17 protein-coding genes are annotated in these 17,079 nt (G+C 61.4%); 10 read left to right on the forward strand and 7 right to left on the reverse strand.

Translation table 11 applies throughout. The annotated features are described in order from the left end of the window. Positions 1–18 precede the first annotated feature (18 nt). On the reverse strand, positions 19–480 hold the full coding sequence (gene rpiB / locus JH25_RS24435; protein WP_032876090.1) for a ribose 5-phosphate isomerase B: 462 nt from the start codon (positions 478–480) through the stop codon (positions 19–21). Positions 481–763: 283 nt separating this feature from the next. Between rpiB and JH25_RS24430 the strand changes: the two genes are divergently transcribed. The 7 genes from JH25_RS24430 (at position 764) to dhaL (ending at position 8,127) form a co-directional block, all read left to right on the forward strand. Next, complete coding sequence (locus JH25_RS24430) at positions 764–2,251, forward strand: sugar ABC transporter ATP-binding protein (RefSeq protein ID WP_032876092.1); 1,488 nt, start codon at positions 764–766, stop codon at positions 2,249–2,251. Next, positions 2,248–3,225 (forward strand): ABC transporter permease, encoded by a 978-nt coding sequence (locus tag JH25_RS24425; protein ID WP_005788849.1) that lies wholly within the window; start codon positions 2,248–2,250, stop codon positions 3,223–3,225. The genes JH25_RS24430 and JH25_RS24425 overlap by 4 nt, the downstream gene beginning before the upstream one ends. Before the next feature lie 34 nt (positions 3,226–3,259). Continuing rightward, on the forward strand, positions 3,260–4,267 hold the full coding sequence (locus JH25_RS24420; protein WP_032876095.1) for a substrate-binding domain-containing protein: 1,008 nt from the start codon (positions 3,260–3,262) through the stop codon (positions 4,265–4,267). Between the two features lie 153 nt (positions 4,268–4,420). Further along, positions 4,421–5,176: an SDR family oxidoreductase gene (locus JH25_RS24415; RefSeq protein WP_032876097.1), complete on the forward strand. Its 756-nt coding sequence runs from the start codon at positions 4,421–4,423 to the stop codon at positions 5,174–5,176. Between the two features lie 27 nt (positions 5,177–5,203). Then, complete coding sequence (locus JH25_RS24410) at positions 5,204–6,319, forward strand: MDR/zinc-dependent alcohol dehydrogenase-like family protein (protein ID WP_032876099.1); 1,116 nt, start codon at positions 5,204–5,206, stop codon at positions 6,317–6,319. 156 nt (positions 6,320–6,475) lie between these two features. Next, on the forward strand, positions 6,476–7,477 hold the full coding sequence (locus tag JH25_RS24405) for a dihydroxyacetone kinase subunit DhaK (protein WP_032876100.1): 1,002 nt from the start codon (positions 6,476–6,478) through the stop codon (positions 7,475–7,477). Between the two features lie 2 nt (positions 7,478–7,479). After that, the gene (dhaL, locus tag JH25_RS24400; protein WP_005788858.1) at positions 7,480–8,127 is read left to right on the forward strand and encodes a dihydroxyacetone kinase subunit DhaL; all 648 of its coding nucleotides are present in this window, start codon (positions 7,480–7,482) and stop codon (positions 8,125–8,127) included. On the opposite strand, the gene JH25_RS24395 is transcribed toward dhaL, so the two are convergent. Then, positions 8,084–8,980 carry a LysR family transcriptional regulator gene (locus JH25_RS24395; RefSeq protein WP_032876102.1) on the reverse strand — a complete coding sequence of 299 codons (897 nt, stop codon included), beginning with the start codon at positions 8,978–8,980 and terminating at the stop codon, positions 8,084–8,086. The genes dhaL and JH25_RS24395 overlap by 44 nt on opposite strands. Positions 8,981–9,130: 150 nt before the next feature. On the opposite strand from JH25_RS24395, the gene JH25_RS24390 reads away from it, so the two are divergent. After that, complete coding sequence (locus tag JH25_RS24390; RefSeq protein WP_032876104.1) at positions 9,131–10,639, forward strand: MFS transporter; 1,509 nt, start codon at positions 9,131–9,133, stop codon at positions 10,637–10,639. Positions 10,640–11,115: 476 nt separating this feature from the next. On the opposite strand, the gene sohB is transcribed toward JH25_RS24390, so the two are convergent. Further along, positions 11,116–12,141 carry a protease SohB gene (gene sohB, locus JH25_RS24385; protein WP_032876106.1) on the reverse strand — a complete coding sequence of 342 codons (1,026 nt, stop codon included), beginning with the start codon at positions 12,139–12,141 and terminating at the stop codon, positions 11,116–11,118. Between the two features lie 194 nt (positions 12,142–12,335). On the opposite strand from sohB, the gene JH25_RS24380 reads away from it, so the two are divergent. Then, entirely contained in the window at positions 12,336–13,046 is a 711-nt protein-coding gene (locus JH25_RS24380) for a histidine phosphatase family protein (RefSeq protein ID WP_032876109.1), read from the forward strand. A gap of 56 nt (positions 13,047–13,102) precedes the next feature. Further along, complete coding sequence (locus JH25_RS24375; RefSeq protein ID WP_005788868.1) at positions 13,103–13,417, forward strand: SCP2 sterol-binding domain-containing protein; 315 nt, start codon at positions 13,103–13,105, stop codon at positions 13,415–13,417. Between the two features lie 68 nt (positions 13,418–13,485). Here the strand turns inward: JH25_RS24375 and JH25_RS24370 are convergent, their stop codons facing one another. The 4 genes from JH25_RS24370 to JH25_RS24355 form a co-directional block, all read right to left on the reverse strand. Further along, on the reverse strand, positions 13,486–14,073 hold the full coding sequence (locus JH25_RS24370) for an NUDIX domain-containing protein (RefSeq protein WP_005788870.1): 588 nt from the start codon (positions 14,071–14,073) through the stop codon (positions 13,486–13,488). Positions 14,074–14,101: 28 nt separating this feature from the next. Beyond that, entirely contained in the window at positions 14,102–14,965 is an 864-nt protein-coding gene (locus tag JH25_RS24365) for an SDR family NAD(P)-dependent oxidoreductase (protein WP_032876113.1), read from the reverse strand. Between the two features lie 348 nt (positions 14,966–15,313). Continuing rightward, on the reverse strand, positions 15,314–15,943 hold the full coding sequence (locus JH25_RS24360; RefSeq protein WP_032876116.1) for a ribonuclease T2 family protein: 630 nt from the start codon (positions 15,941–15,943) through the stop codon (positions 15,314–15,316). 44 nt (positions 15,944–15,987) lie between these two features. Continuing rightward, positions 15,988–16,965: a Gfo/Idh/MocA family protein gene (locus tag JH25_RS24355; RefSeq protein ID WP_032876119.1), complete on the reverse strand. Its 978-nt coding sequence runs from the start codon at positions 16,963–16,965 to the stop codon at positions 15,988–15,990. Positions 16,966–17,079: the final 114 nt, after the last annotated feature.

Below are 17,079 nucleotides of genomic sequence, written 5' to 3' on the forward strand. Positions count from 1 at the left end.
CTTGCCCCGTGCCGTCCACTACTGATGCCCATCGCGCTCGATTGCGTTGATGCGCTCGACCTTGGCCCCGGAACGCGCCACCTCGAACTCCGAGGCCAGGAACGCCGTGACAATGCTCTTGGCCAGTTCGGCGCCGATCACCCGCGCACCGATGGACAGAATCTGCGCATCGTTGCTCTTGCGCGCCCGCTCCGCCGAATAGGTGTCATGGGCCTGAGCCGCGCGGATACCCAACACCTTGTTGGCCGAGATGGCCATGCCGATGCCGGTGCCGCACACCAGCACACCGAGGCGCTGCTGCCCGGCGCTGATAGCGTTGGCCACGGCCAGCGCGATGTCCGGATAGAGCACCGGCGCGATGGAATGGGTACCGAAGTCAGTGACCGGGTAACCCAGCGCCTCGATATGGCGCTTCAACAGCTCTTTAAGCTCAAAACCCGCTTCATCGCATCCGATAGCCACCGGAAAAGGTGTGTTCATGGCGTCTGGCTCCGCTGCCCTGATCTAGATTAAGACTGATCATATGATCACTCAATGAAATTTCGCTCAGTCATTTCGCGATCATTATGCCCTTCATGTCAAGCGCGATTTAACTGACCTCCCAGTCAAAGCGGTATAAACAGCCATTAAAGCCACTACAGATGAGAATCAACGCTTTTTAATGAAAGAGATTGACTGATCAGAATTTCATTTGATACACATATGATCACAGCGAAACATGACTGTGCGACCTAATAAGAATTCACAGCACGAGGACACGCCGATGGCCAAGCCATTACTGCTCCAGGCTGAACACGTCGCCAAGGCTTACGCCGGGGTACCTGCCCTGCGTGACGGGCGCCTCTCTCTGCGCGCCGGCAGCGTCCACGCCCTGTGCGGTGGCAATGGCGCCGGCAAGTCGACCTTCCTGGGCATCCTGATGGGCATCACCCAGCGTGACGCCGGCACCATTGCGCTCAACGGTGCACCGGTGCAGTTCAACCGCCCCAGTGAAGCCTTGGCGGCCGGGATCGCGATGATCACCCAAGAGCTCGAACCCATCCCCTACATGACCGTCGCCGAAAACATCTGGCTGGGCCGCGAACCGCGCCGCGCCGGTTGCATCGTCGACAGCAAGGCCCTGAACCGCCGCACCCGCGAGCTGCTTGAAAGCCTGGAGTTCGACGTCGACGCCACCAGCCCCATGCACCGCTTGAGCGTGGCGCAGATTCAACTGGTGGAGATCGCCAAGGCGTTCAGCCATGACTGCCAGGTGATGATCATGGACGAGCCCACCTCGGCCATCGGCGAGCGCGAGGCAGAAACCCTGTTCAAGGCCATTCGCCGCCTCACTGCACGGGGTGCCGGTATCGTGTATGTGTCCCATCGCTTGAGCGAACTGGCGCAGATCGCCGATGACTACAGCATCTTTCGCGATGGTGCCTTTGTGGAAAGCGGGCGCATGGCCGATATCGACCGCGACCACCTGGTACGCGGCATTGTTGGCCAGGAACTGACGCGCATCGACCACAAGGTCGGCCGTGAATGCGCCGCCGACACCTGCCTGCAAGTCGACAACCTGAGCCGCAACGGCGAGTTCCACGACATCAGCCTGCAATTGCGCCGTGGCGAAATTCTTGGCATCTACGGGCTGATGGGCTCCGGGCGCAGTGAGTTTCTTAACTGCATCTACGGCCTGACCGTAGCCGATTCCGGCAGCGTCACCCTGCAAGGCAAGCCCATGCCCATCGGACTGCCCAAGGCCACCATCAACGCCGGTATGTCGCTGGTCACCGAAGACCGCAAGGACAGTGGCCTGGTGCTGACCGGCAGCATCCTCTCGAACATCGCGCTGTCGGCCTACAAGCGTTTGTCGAGTTGGTCGCTGATCAATGCGCGCAAGGAAGCCCAACTGGCCGAAGACATGGTCAAGCGCCTGCAGATCAAGACCAGCTCTCTGGACCTGCCGGTGGCGTCCATGAGCGGCGGCAACCAACAAAAAGTCGTGCTCGCCAAATGCCTGTCCACCGAGCCGGTGTGCCTGCTTTGCGACGAACCCACCCGCGGCATCGATGAAGGCGCCAAGCAGGAGATCTACCACCTGCTCGACCAGTTCGTACGGACCGGCGGCGCCGCCATTGTGGTGTCGTCCGAAGCCCCGGAACTGCTGCACCTGAGCGATCGCATCGCCGTATTCAAGGGCGGCCGGCTGGTGACCATCAGCACCGACACCGCTCTTTCCCAGGAAGCCTTGTTGAGTCTTGCCTCATGAATGCCAAAACCCTTGCCGCCCCTGTCACCACCGCGCCACGCAACCGCTTGCGCCTGTCTCTGGACCGCTTCGGCCTGCCGCTGGTGTTTATCCTGCTGTGCGTGGTGATGGCGTTTTCCAGCGAATACTTCATGACCTGGCGCAACTGGATGGACATCCTGCGCCAGACCTCCATCAACGGCATCCTCGCCGTGGGCATGACTTATGTGATCCTGACCAAGGGCATCGACTTGTCGGTAGGTTCGATCCTGGCCTTTGCCGGATTGTGCAGCGCGATGGTCGCCACCCAGGGCTATGGCCTGTTGGCGGCGGTCAGCGCCGGGATGTTTGCCGGGGCGATGCTTGGCGTGGTCAACGGTTTTATGGTCGCCAACCTGTCGATCCCGCCGTTCGTGGCCACCCTGGGTATGCTCAGCATCGCCCGCGGCATGACCTTTATCCTCAACGACGGCAGCCCGATCACCGACCTGCCCGACGCCTACCTGGCGCTGGGTATCGGCAAGATCGGCCCAGTGGGCGTGCCGATCATTATCTTCGCTGTGGTCGCGCTGATCTTCTGGATGGTGCTGCGCTACACCACCTACGGCCGCTACGTGTACGCGGTGGGCGGCAATGAAAAAAGCGCACGCACCTCCGGCATCGGCGTGCGCAAGGTGATGTTTTCGGTGTACGTGGTTTCGGGCCTGCTCGCCGGATTGGCCGGCGTGGTGTTGTCGGCACGTACCACCTCTGCCCTGCCCCAGGCCGGGGTTTCCTATGAGCTGGACGCGATTGCCGCGGTGGTGATCGGCGGCACCAGCCTGTCGGGCGGTACCGGTAGCATTGTCGGCACCTTGTTCGGGGCGCTGCTGATCGGTGTGATCAACAACGGCCTGAACCTGCTCGGCGTGTCCTCCTATTACCAGCAGGTCGCCAAGGGCCTGATCATCGTGTTCGCAGTACTGATCGACGTGTGGCGCAAGAAAAAACGCTGAAGAACGACCGATAACAATAACTGGAGTTCGACTTATGAAACTGGGTACTACCCTGGCCGCCGCGGCGGCCCTCTCCCTGCTCGCCAGCAGTGTCGCCATGGCAGCCGATGGCAAGACCTACAAGATCGGCGCAGCCGTCTACGGCCTCAAGGGCCAGTTCATGCAGAACTGGGTGCGTGAGCTCAAGGAACATCCGGCCGTCAAGGATGGCACCGTGCAGTTGACCGTATTCGACGGCAACTACGACGCCCTGACCCAGAACAACCAGATCGAAAACATGGTGACCCAACGCTACGACGCGATTCTGTTCGTGCCCATTGATACCAAGGCCGGCGTCGGCACAGTCAAGGCGGCCATGAGCAACGACGTGGTGGTCATCGCCTCCAATACGAAAGTAGCCGATGCCAGCGTGCCGTATGTGGGGAACGACGACGTCGAAGGCGGCCGCCTGCAGGCCCAGGCCATGGTCGACAAGCTCAACGGCAAGGGCAACGTGGTGATCATCCAGGGCCCGATTGGCCAGTCGGCGCAGATCGACCGGGAAAAAGGCGAGCTGGAAGTGTTGGGCAAACACCCTGATATCAAGATCATCGAGAAGAAAACCGCCAACTGGGACCGCGCCCAGGCCATGACCCTCACCGAAGACTGGCTCAACGCCCACCCCAAGGGCATCAACGGCGTGATCGCCCAGAACGACGACATGGCCCTCGGCGCTGTGCAGGCCCTGAAGTCCCACGGACTGACCTCCAGAGAGGTACCCGTGACCTCCATCGACGGTATGCCGGATGCGATCCAGGCGGCAAAAAAAGACGAAGTCACAACATTCCTCCAGGACGCCCAGGCCCAATCCCAAGGCGCACTGGACGTGGCCCTGCGCGCCCTGGCCGGTGAGGACTACAAGCCGCAATCGGTGATCTGGGAGCGCTACGCCAAGGACGTGAAATGGGATGACGGCACGGCCAGGAACTACATCCTGCCGTGGGTGCCGGTGACCAATGCCAATGCGGATGCGCTGTACAAGCAAGTCAGCGGCGGCAAGTAGTCAGTGGCTTGAAACACAGTCAACTGTGGGAGCTGGCTTGCCTGCGATGCAGGCACCTGGGTGCATCAGGTAGACCGGGTCGATGCAATCGCGGGCAAGCCAGCTCCCACATTGGACCGCGTTCTACCTTTTGATCTGTAACGGGAGTTATTCATGTCTGGTTTCTGGAACCAAGCCTTCGACCTCAGCGGCCGTTGCGCGGTCATCACCGGTGGCGCCGCCGGCATTGGTCTGGCCTGCGCCAACTTACTGGCGGAACGCGGCGCAAGGGTGGCGCTGCTGGACCGCGACCCGGCCGTGGTCGAGGTGGCCGCCAGCCTGGGTGCCGGGCACCTGGGCATTGCCGTCGACCTCGGCCAGACCGGCCAGATACAACCCGCCATCGACCGCGTATTCACACATTTCCAACGCCTGGATTACCTGATCAACAGCGCAGGCGTGGTGTTGCTGGACAAAGCCATCGAGGTCAGCGAAAGCGCCTGGGACACTACCCTGGACATCAACCTCAAGGCGAGTTTCTTCGTGGCCCAGGCCTGCGCCAGACATATGCTCGCCCAAGGCAGCGGGCGCATCGTCAACCTGGCGTCCCAGGCCGCTGTGATTGGCCTGGACCGTCACGTCGCCTACTGCGCCAGCAAAGCCGCCATCGTCGGCATGACCAAGGTATTGGCCATGGAGTGGGCGCCGCAGGTGAACGTCAATGCCATCTCCCCCACCATCGTCGAAACCGCCCTGGGCAAAAAAGCCTGGGCCGGCGACGTGGGTGAGCGGGCCAAATTGCAGATCCCGGCGGGGCGTTTTGCCCAGCCGGAAGAAATCGCCGGGCTGGCGCTATACCTGCTCAGCGATGCCGCGCAGATGATCACCGGCGCCAACATGGTGATCGACGGCGGCTACAGCATTCAGTAATTCATCTTTATGTCGTGAGGTCTTGTCATGTCCACCGTCACCGAACGCACACCCGAACAACTTGCACCGAGCATCCCCAAAACCATGCAGGCCGTGGTCTGCCATGGGCCGGAAGACTACCGCCTGGAAACCGTCGACGTGCCCACCCCCGGCCCCGACGAGATCCTGACCAAGGTCGAGCTGTGCGGCATTTGCATGGGCGACATCAAGACCTATCGCGGCGCGCCGTCGTTCTGGGGCGATGCCGAGCAACCGCGCTATGTGAAGCCGCCGATGATTCCCGGGCATGAGTTCGTGTGCCGTGTGGTCGCCCTTGGCCCAGGCGCCGAAAAGCGCGGCGTGGCGGTCGGCGACCGGGTGATTTCCGAACAGATCGTGCCGTGCTGGGGTTGCCGCTTCTGCAACCACGGCCAGTACTGGATGTGCCAGAAGCATGACCTGTATGGCTTCCAGAATAATGTGCAGGGCGCCATGGCCCAGTACATGATTTTCACCAAGGAAGGCATCATCCACAAAGTGCCGGAATCCATCGCGCCCGACGAAGCGATCCTGATCGAGCCGCTGGCCTGCTCGCTGCACGCGGCGGAGCGCGCCAACGTCGACCATGACGACATCGTAGTGGTCGCAGGCGCCGGCACTTTGGGCCTGGGCATTATCGGCGCGGTGCGATTGCGCAACCCGAAAAAACTCATCGTGCTGGACATGAAGCCCGAACGCGCCGCCCTCGCCCTGCGCATGGGCGCCGACGAAGTCTGGAACCCGGCCGAGGTCGATGTGCTGGCCAAAATCCGCGAGATCACCGACGGCTACGGTTGCGACATCTACATCGAAGCCACCGGGCACCACAAGGCGGTCAACCAGGGCCTGGCGATGCTGCGCAAGCTGGGGCGCTTCGTCGAGTTCAGCGTGTTCAATGACGAGGCCACTGTCGATTGGTCGATCATTGGCGATCGCAAGGAGCTGGACATCCTCGGCTCGCACCTGGGGCCCTATATGTACCCGAGAGCCATCGACTTTATCGGCAACCGCAAAATCGACATGCGCGATGTGGTGACCCACAAGTTTGCACTGGCGGATTTCAAGGAGGCGTTTGCGGTGATGGAGCGCGGCGATAAATCGCTCAAGGTGGTGCTCGAACCCTGATTCCAGCAGCAACACACAAACTGTGGGAGCTGGCTTGCCTGCGATGGCGGTGAATCAGATAAAGATTCCCCAACTGACACACCGCCATCGCAGGCAAGCCAGCTCCCACAATGGAGGGGTGTCACCCCTTAGAACAAGAACACAGGAACCCGCGTTATGAATCGAGTCATCAACGATCCCGACCAAGTGGTCGAAGACATGCTGCGCGGCATCCTGGTCGCGCACCCCGAACTGCGCCAGTACGAAACCAACCCACGGGTCATCGTCAAGGCCCGGCCCTCCGGCCAGGGTCGGGTCGGCATCGTCACCGGCGGCGGCTCCGGGCATGAGCCGGCGTTCCTCGGCTATGTCGGCCCGGGCCTGGTAGACGCCGTGGCTGTCGGCGAGATTTTCTCCTCGCCCACCGCCAAGAGCTTTTTCGACGCCTTCCGCGCCGCCGACCATGGCGCGGGCGTAGCCTGCCTGTATGGCAACTACGCCGGCGACAATATGAACGTCAAGCTGGCGATGAAAATGGCCGCCAGCAAAGACATGCGCATCCGCACCGTGGTGGCCAACGACGACGTGGCCTCGGCGCCCAAGGCCGATATCGCCAAGCGTCGCGGAGTGGCCGGGGAAATCTTCATGTGGAAGATCGGCGGTGCCGCCGCCGCCCAGCATTACGACCTCGACGGGGTGATTCGCGTCGCGCAGAAGACCGTCGACCACTGCCGCTCGATCGGTATCGGCCTCACGCCCTGCACCATCGCCGCCGTCGGCAAGCCGAACTTCCAGATCCCTGACGGCCAGATGGAACTGGGCATCGGCCATCATGGCGAGCCGGGCATCGAAGTCATTCCGATTGAACCGGCTGCGGCCATGGCCGAGCGCATGCTTGCGCCGATCCTGGCCGACCGCGACTTCAGCCAGGACGACAGTGTGGTGGTGCTGGTCTCGGGCCTTGGCGCCACGCCAGTGATGGAGCTGTACATTTTCTACGCCGAGGTGGAAAAACAACTCAAGGCCAAGGGCTTGAAGATTCACCGTTGCTACGTCGGCAACTACTTCACCTCCCTGGAAATGATGGGCGTGACCCTGACCCTGCTCGGCCTCGACGCCGAGCTGAAAACCCTGATCGACCAACCCTGCCGTTCCATCGGCATGACCCAGGCGGAGTAAACATGAGCCAGCACTTTTCCACCCGTGACGGCAGCGCCATCGTTGCCGACCTGGTCAGCGTCATCGTGGCCAATCGCGAATACCTCAGCGAAGTCGACGGCGCCATTGGCGACGGCGACCACGGCATCAACATGGCCAAGGGCTTCGCCCACTGCGGTCGCACTATCGAAGGCCGCCAACTGAGCCTGGCCCAAGCCCTGGATGAACTGACCCTGAGCCTGATGGAAGGCATCGGCGGCTCCATGGGCCCGCTGTATGGCAGCCTGTTTATTGGCATGGCCGACGAAGTGCGCAATTGTGAAGACATCGACGCCGCGACCTTCGCCCATCTGTTGCGCGGCGGCCTGACCTCACTGCAGGACATCACCGAGGCGGGCGTGGGCGACAAGTGCCTGATGGATACCCTTATTCCTGCAGTAGAGGCGTTTGAACAGGCACATGCATCCGGGGCGTCTTTCAACGATGCGCTGGAGGCGATGAAAACCGCCGCCTCCCAGGGGCGCGATTCGACCAAGGACCTGGTGGCCAAGATCGGCCGCGCCAGTCGCCTGGGCGAGCGCTCTCTCGGGGTGCTGGACGCCGGGGCGGTGTCGTGCTGCCTGATTCTTACGCGCCTGGCCGACTCGGTGCAGCCGCGACTGACTGCTTGACCTGCTGGATATACCGCGCCACCGCCGGCGCTTTTTCAAAACGCCGGTAAATCAACGACAACCACGACGACGCCTCATTGCCCTGGATATTGCGATACACCACGCCCGGCAGGCTCACATGCCCGACCATCGATGCCGGCACTACCGCAACCCCCTGCCCCAACGACACCAGGGCCACCACCGCCACCAACCCGCCCGGCTGCGCGCCGAGGCGCGGTGCGTAGCCGCCCTGGGCGGCGACATGCAAGGTGCCGCTGATTTGTTCCGGCAAGATAAACGTCTCGTTTTCCAGGTGCTCGCAGGTGATTGCCTTAAGCCCCAGCAGCCAGGAATCATGGGCCAGCGCCAGCACAAAGCCTTCGCTGTCCAGGCGCACCGCCTCCACGCCGTCCGGCAGAGTCATCGGCGAACGGATATAACCGATATCGCAGCGCCCCTCGGCCACCGCACCCGGTAGCGCAGCCATAGCCCATTCGCGCAGGTTCACGTTCACATCGGCAAACGCCTGGCTGAACCCCCGTACCTGGCGCTGCAACAGCCCGCAGTACAGCGCCGAGGCCACGTAACCCAACTCAATATGCCCGATCTCGCCACGCCCGGCGCGCTGGGCATTGCGCTGTGCGAACTCGAATTGGCGCACGGCGGCTTCGGCCTCGCTCAGCAGCGCGGCACCCGCTTCGGTGAGGCTGACTTCGCGCTGCCGGCGGACAAACAAGCGCGTGCCCAGGCTGGTTTCCATGTCCTGGATTTGCCGGCTCAGGGTCGGCGGCGCAATGCCCAATTGCTCGGCGGCGCGGGTGAAATTGCGCTGCCGGGCCACGGCCAGGAAGTAACGAAAATGGCGGATTTCCATGGCAGTATTAGCTCAAAGGTAATGAAGTACTTCCTGGTGCCTAACAAAAATGTGATTCGCCAGGGATAAGCTCGCAGTACCTGAACACTAGAGAGCCCTTGCGATGCAAGTCAACCGAGATTTCCGTATTGCCTACCAGGTAATTTGCTTGTGAGCCGGGTCAGTCCACGCCTGACGCTGGTGACCGCCTCCGCTGTCTGCTCGTTGATCGTGCTGGATACCAACATCGTTGCCGTCACGCTGCCGAGCATCGCCCGCGACCTGGGCGCCAACTTTGCCGATATCGAGTGGGTCGTCAGCGCTTATATGCTGGCGTTCGCCGCCTTGTTGTTGCCGGCCGGGAGTATCGCCGACCGCTTTGGCCGCAAGAAAACCCTGGTCTGGGGCCTGGGTATTTTCATCCTCGCCTCCCTGGGCTGCGGCGCAGCACCCACCGCGCTGTGGCTGGACATCGCCCGGGCCGTGAAGGGGGTGGGTGCGGCGCTGCTGCTGACCTCGGCACTGGCGTCTATCGGGCATACCTTCCACGATGAAATAGAACGCGCCAAGGCCTGGGCGTTCTGGGGCGCTTGCATGGGCGTGGCGATGACCGCCGCACCGACCCTGGGCGGCTTGATTACCGAGTACCTGGGCTGGCGCTGGATTTTCTATCTCAATCTGCCGGTGGGGCTGGTACTGATGGCCTTGGTGCTGCGGGCGATTCCCGAGTCCCGCGACACCCGATCGGCGCGCCTGGATCCCTGGGGCAGCCTGGCGTTCAGTGGCAGCTTGCTGTGCCTGATCTGGGGGCTGATCGAGGCCAATCGCATCGGTTGGGATAGCCCGCTGACCTACGCTCGCCTGCTCGGCGGTGGGCTGCTGATGGGTGTGTTTGTGCTGGTCGAGCACCTGCAGCAGCGATCGATGGTGGACTTGCAGCTGTTTCGGCACCCACGCTTTATCGGCGCCTTGCTCGGCATGTTTGCCTACGCCGGTTGCGCCCAGGTGATGATGACGTTGCTGCCGTTCTACCTGCAGAACGGCCTGGGTTTCTCCGCGATTGCCTCGGGCCTGGGCATGTTGCCGTTTGCCTTGACCATGCTGATCTGCCCGCGCGTCGGTGTACGTCTGGCGGCACGCTTCACACCGGCGACCATGATGGCGAGTGGCTTGACCCTGGTGGGCTGCGGCAATCTGTTGAGCGCGTGGGCCGTGCAGGCCGGCGGCTATCTGCCCTTTGCCCTGGCGATCGCCGTCACCGGTGCAGGCGCGGGGTTACTCAATGGCGACACGCAGAAAAACATCATGGCCTGCGTGCCGCGGGATCGCGCAGGTATGGCCTCGGGCATGAGCACCACCATGCGCTTCAGCGCAATCATGTTGGCCATCGGCGTGTATGGCGCATGGCTGAGCAGCCACAGCGAACAGTTGCTGAGCGCGAGTATCGACCCGCAGTGGCAGGCGCAGGTGGCGGGTATTGCTTCGCGGGTGGTAGCCGGTGATATGCCCGCGGCGCTGGACCTGGTGCCCGAAGCAGCGCGAGTAACAGTGCAACCGCTGGCGCGGCAGGCGTTTGTGGGTGGGTTCAGCGGGGTGTTGTCGGTGGCGGGTTTATTGGGGTTGCTGGGCGCGCTGGTGGTGGGGAGCCTGATGCGCAAGCCGATACCCACACACAGCTGAATGTGGGAGGGGGCTTGCTCCCGATGGCGGCCTCAGGGCCGACCGGGATGCTGGATCAGACCGAGTACATATCCGTTATTTAGGTAACGGCCACCATGGGTTCCGCTCTTACAGCGGGTCACTTTCGAAAAGCCGGAATGCCGGCCCAGGCGAAAGTAACCAAAGCGCTCTTGCCCCACCACTCGGCACCTCGCCTAGGCTCGGTGTGCCCGTAATCCGACAGGGATTTGGGGGGCCGCCGCCACGCGCCATCCATGGCGCGGGGCGGCTAAACCGGCATCCCTGCCGGTTTACCCCCCAAATCCCTGTCGAATTCCGGCCAGCGTGGTTTAACGGGGCGCCCAAGATTAAAAAGCAAGATCAAGAGCGGCTCGCTTCGCATCGTGGTTACGGTCGGCAGCTAATAGGTTGTGTGGATATCCGTGCCCATCGGGGGCAAGCCCCCTCCCACAGGGGACCGCCTACAGCCTGAGGATTTACCAGAACCGCTGCTGGGTCAAACGGCTCCACCAGGTCAGCAATACCCGGTCTACCGAACCGCTGGCCGCCAGGCCCACGCGCTCTTGCAGGCTTTTACGCTCGGCATAGTGCAGGTGGAACACTTCGGCAGTCTTGGCCTTGGTGGCCAGGTATTCATCGCTGGTCTGCAGCTCGTCGACCAACTGTTTGTCGAGGGCGGCCACACCCAACCACACTTCACCGGTCGCTACATCATCAATCGCCAATTGCGGGCGGTACCGCGAGACAAAGTTCTTGAACAACTGGTGGGTAATGTCCAGGTCTTCCTGGAACTTCTCCCGGCCCTTCTCGGTATTTTCGCCAAACACCGTGAGGGTGCGTTTGTATTCACCGGCGGTCAGCACTTCGAAGTCGATGTCGTGCTTTTTCAGCAGGCGGTTGACGTTGGGCAACTGCGCGACCACGCCGATGGAGCCGAGGATGGCGAACGGTGCGCTGATGATCTTCTCGCCGATGCACGCCATCATGTAGCCGCCGCTGGCCGCCACCTTGTCGATGCACACGGTCAACGGCACGCCGGCCTGGCGGATGCGCGCCAGTTGCGACGACGCCAGGCCATAGCTGTGCACCATGCCGCCGCCGCTTTCCAGGCGCAGCACCACTTCATCCTTGGGTGTGGCCAGGCTCAGCAGCGCGGTGATTTCATGGCGCAGGCTTTCGGTCGCCGACGCCTTGATGTCGCCATTGAAATCCAGCACGAACACCCGTGCCTTGGCCTGGGGCTTGTTCTTGTCTTTCTTCTTTTCGGCTTTGCTCTCGGACTTGCGCAGCGCCTTGAGCTGGTCTTTGTCGAGCAGGCTCGACTCCAGGCGCTCGCGCAGGCCCTTGTAGAAATCATTCAGCTTGCTGACCTGCAGTTGGCCGGCGGACTTGCGACGACCCTTGCTGCGCAGCGCTGCGAAGCTGATCAATACCACCAGAATAGCGACCACCAGGGTGACGGTCTTCGCCAGAAAGCTCGCGTATTCGGCCAGAAAATCCATATGTCTCCTTAAAAAATGCACTGCGCCAGGCGCGGATGGCCCCAGCATACCGACGCCACTGCGTTGGAGCCAGTGCTCAAACCGCCAGCAGGCGGGCTCCAACGGGCTTTTAAAACAAGCGTATGTTTTTTCATTGACAGCTCGCAGGCATCCTCATAACCTCGCCAGACTTTCAACGTACCGGGAAAACGGACGTGGGCAGCATCTATCTGATTCGACATGGCCAGGCCTCCTTCGGTGCAGACGACTATGACGTCCTGTCGCCCGTCGGCGTGGAACAGGCGCAAGTGCTCGGTCGCCATCTGGCAGACCTGGGCCTGGTGTTCGACCGCTGTATCGCCGGCGACCTGCGTCGCCAGCAACACACCGCCAGCGCCACGTTCGATCAATACCGCGCCCTCGGCCTGCCGGCCCCCATACTCGAAACCGACAGCGCCTTCAACGAGTTCGACGGCGAAGCCATCATCCGCGGCCTGCTGCCTGATTTACTCGGCAGCGAGCCCGATGCCGTGCATATCCTGCGCAATGGCCCGCAGAACCGCAGCGAGTTCCAGCGCATCTTCGCCCTGATCATCGAGCGCTGGCTGGCCGGCACCTATGACCCACCTGGGCTGGAAAGCTGGCTGGGGTTTGTCGAGCGGGTCCAGGGTGGCTTGCAACGCATCCTTGAGGCCGCCCGGAGCGCCGACAAAATCGCGGTGTTCACGTCCGGCGGCACCATCACCGCCCTGCTCCACCTGATTACCCGAATGCCTGCAGCCCAGGCGTTCGAAATGAACTGGCAAATTGTAAACACCTCGCTCAACCAGCTGAAATTCCGTGGTCGCGAGGTGGCACTGGCTTCCTTCAACAGTCATGCCCACCTGCAACTGTTGAAGGCGCCGCAGCTCATCACTTTCCGATGAACTGCGGCCAACCGTGACCCCAAGGTCACTGGACTCACCATAAAAGGATCGAAACCATGACTGACGTAGCCAAAGCTGTAGAAGCAATGAAAGCCAAATTCAACCCAAGCGCTGCCGAAGGCTTGGACCTGGTGTTCGGTTTCCGTATCGACGACACCAAGAATTTTTCGCTGGTGGTCAAGGACAAGACCTGCGAACTCCAGGAAGGTGAAAACCCTGACGCCCAGGTCACCCTGGTGATGGACAGCGAGACCCTGGAAGGCATCGTCGACGGTTCCACCGACGGCATGCAGGCGTTCATGGGCGGCAAGCTGCGCACCGAAGGCGACATGATGCTGGCGATGAAGTTGAGCGAACTGTTCCCTTCCTGATTCGGTAACCCGGGTCAAACAATCCCGTCTTTACAGGCGGGATTTTTTTGCCTGCACGCCTGGTCCCATCACCACCCGTCTCTCAGTATCCGCAACTCCAAATGCTGCAATAACATAATCGTTTTTCCATCCACAATATCCCCACTCTGCACCATCGCCAGCGCCTGCTCGAAGCCCAGCTCCAACACCTCGATATCCTCGCCCTCTTCTTCCAGGCCACCACCCGCCCCCACTCGATCGCCTGGCTGATACTCACCGATAAAAAAGTGAATCCGTTCAGTCACCGATCCCGGGCTCATAAACGCTGCATAGATTTTCTCCACATGCCCCACGCGGTAGCCGGTCTCTTCTTCGGCTTCCAGGCGTATACGCTCTTCGGGGCTGGCGTTGTCGAGCAAGCCGGCCGCTGCTTCAATCAGGTAGCCGGAGTAATCGTTGACGAACGTCGGCATACGGAACTGGCGAATCAGCAGCACCGTGCGGCGCTCGCGGTTGTACAAAAGGATCGTTGCGCCGTTGCCCCGGTCGTAGACCTCACGCGTCTGGGCTTGCCAGCTGCCGTCGCGACGGCGCAGGTCGAAGCTGTATTTCTTCAGCAGGTACCAGTTGTCCGAAAGAGTTTCTTCGCCAGTGATGCGCACGGGGCTATTGTTCATGGTCAAGCCTTGGTAGAGGGAGACAGATTCAGGTGATGGCCTGGGTATGCGGCTGTTTGATGCGCGACCATGCGGCAGCAACTTCTTCAGCACTCCCCGCTTTTATACGGGCGAGATTGCGCGGGTAATCCACGCCGGGATTTTCGCTGAAACGCGTCGCGGTGAATTGACCGTTGCTGGCGCGCAGTATGTAGCCGGTATCCGTGCACTGCGACGAAGCAAGGAACAAGACCCCCGGCGTCACCCACTCCGGCTTGAGTTCGTCCGGCTCGTCGGTCACGCCCCACATGCGTGTCTTGGCCACCGGCGAGATCGCGTTGACGCGGATTCCGGCCTCGGCACCTTCATGACTCAGCGCGTTCATGATGCCCAACTGTGCCATCTTGCCGGCGCTGTAAGCCACTAGCCCGGTTTGCTCGTATTGCGCATACATGGCGCGGTCGGAAGTGGTGAGGATGATGCGCGGCGCTCTAGAGCGCAGCAGGTGCGGCCAAGCATGCTTGCACAGCCACAGCGGCGCGTAGAGATTGATGTCCATGGCGCGCTGAAGGAAGCTGGCGTCCAGTTCTGCGATGGGCTGGTAACCCACCCAACCGGCGTTGTGAATCAGGATGTCGAGCCGGCCGAACATTTCGAGGGCAAACGCGATCAGTTGCCGGCACCCCTCGTCCGTGGACAAGTCACCGCCATGGCCCACAACCGTCAGCCCTTCGTCACGCAGGGTGTCGGCGGCCTGTTGCACCACCGACGCATCGGTGCCTGCCCCCATCTTGTCGGCACCAATATCGCTGATGACCACACGGGCGCCGGCCAGGGCCAACCCTCGTGCATAACTGAGCCCCAAGCCGCGTGCGCCGCCGGTGACGATCGCGGTTTTGCCGGTGAAATCCATGTACTTACCCTCCTGTTGGCCGTCTACCCTAACAATCGGCACCCGTGTTGTTCAATGCTGTAACACTTTCATCCGTCACGACCGTCGTATTAATACCTGCGCTCGCGGACCTTCTGGTAAAACCCGTGTTTCGCCTTTGTCCTGGAGCCTTCATGCCATCCTCTTTTCCAAAGTGACCCGCTGTAAAAGCGGAACCAATAGCGGCCGTTACCACAGGAATGGACATGTACTCGGTCTGATCCAGCCTCGTGGTCGGCCCTGAGGCCGCCATCGGGAGCAAGCTCCCTCCCACAAGATCAGTGTTGCTTTTAGGCCGTCACGAGAACAACCTGGCTGCCGCAATCGAGCTCAGCGCTGCGTCGGAATGCGAATATCACCGCTACGGCATTGGCTTTTTACACTGCGCGGGCATCCGGTGAATGCCAGTTCCTTGGTCAGGCACACGCGCACCTCCGACAGCACCTTGCCCTTGCAGATCACCGCCAAGCCGTGATTGCCCATGCGCGGGTTACTCTCGCGAAACAAGTCCTCAATCTCACGCGCCTGTAGCGACGCGGGTGTATTGAACGGCTGCAGTTGCGGCGGGATGACCACCGCGCCGAGTGCCGTGTCGGTCTTGTCCAGATATTCCAGCGGTTCGAGCCCGCTGCAGGTGCCATGCTTGGCCCACTCGTGCTTGAGCAGCGCACGGGTTGGAAACATTGCCGCCCCCTTGTCCATTTCCTCGTCATTCAAGCGTGACTGTGGCGCACAGGAGGCCGGCCACCCTCCCCGCGCGTATTGCGGCCACAAGCCGTGTAACACAAACCCATAGCCCTTGCCCGTGCACTGTTCATTGCCTGGGTGCGTCAGGCAGAAGGTCGGTGACCACGACAACGACAGCACATAAAAGTCAAACTCCCCCGGCAGCCCTTGGTCACGCGGCGCCGCAGTTGCAACTGTGGCGATCAGGAGCCACAACACCATCCAGTATTTCATCCCGGTATTCCTTTAAAAAATGAAGTCTTACGCTATCGCGGCAGCTAGGGATGATTGGAGTAACGTTGCAACACCTTGTCCAGGATGATATCGGTCTTCAACGCCTCGATCGCCAGCGACGGATGTTCGGCGTCCCCGCGAATATGCGCATTCATGCCCAGTACGTGGTGCCACTGGATATGTGCATGGCACGGCACTTCCAACACCTCGCTGGTTTCGCCTTCCAGGCGCAACGGCTGGTCCTCGAACACTGAAAACTGAATGCGGCCACGGCTGCCGATCAATTCGACACGGTCTTCGCGACGGTCCGCCACGAAGTTCCAGCAGCCCATGCCCAAGGCACCATTGGCGAAGGTCCAGCAGGCCGTCACGGCATCCTCTGCCGCGTAGCGCCCGGCCTGACGCGCGGAAAAGCCTGAGACCTCGACAATATCCCCGGCCAGGTACTGGAACAGGTCGAACCCGTGGCTGGCCAGGTCGGCGAAATAGCCGCCACCGGCAATGGCCGGATCGGTGCGCCAATTGGCGGCGTTGCTATCAGTTGCAGCGGCAGGCTTGCACAGGGTCCAGGTCAGGTGCCGCAACTCACCGATACGCCCTTCCTGCAACCAGCTGCGCACTTGCTGAAAGCGCGGCAACGAGCGCCGATAGTAGGAAACAAACAGGTGCAGCCCGGCGCGCTCGAAGGTGCGTTGCATCAATGCGCTCTGCTCGGCATTCAGCGACATGGGTTTTTCGACGCAGCAATGCTTGCCCGCCGCCGCCACCATCAGGCTGTATTCAAGGTGACTGTCGGGCGGTGTGGCGATGTAGACCGCATCCACCTCAGGGTCATTGATCAGTGCCTGGGCATCGGTATGAAAACGCGCGATACCGTGCCGCGCCGCATAATCGCGCACCGCCTCGATACGCCGCCCCATCACGGCCACCAATGCCGAACCTGGCGCTTTGTAGAAAGCGGGTCCACTCTTTAACTCAGTGACACTGCCACAGCCGATCATGCCCCAGCGTATGGTCTTCATCGAATGCCCTCGTTCGTCTTCGTCAATCGGGCAGTATCCACATACAGAACCCGGCACGCCATAACCACTTAGCATGACATTTGCATTACACTTTTGTGACATTCATCCGGCGCG

The sequence above is a fragment of the Pseudomonas sp. BRG-100 genome (genome assembly GCF_000737955.1).
Lineage (GTDB): Bacteria > Pseudomonadota > Gammaproteobacteria > Pseudomonadales > Pseudomonadaceae > Aquipseudomonas > Aquipseudomonas synxantha_A.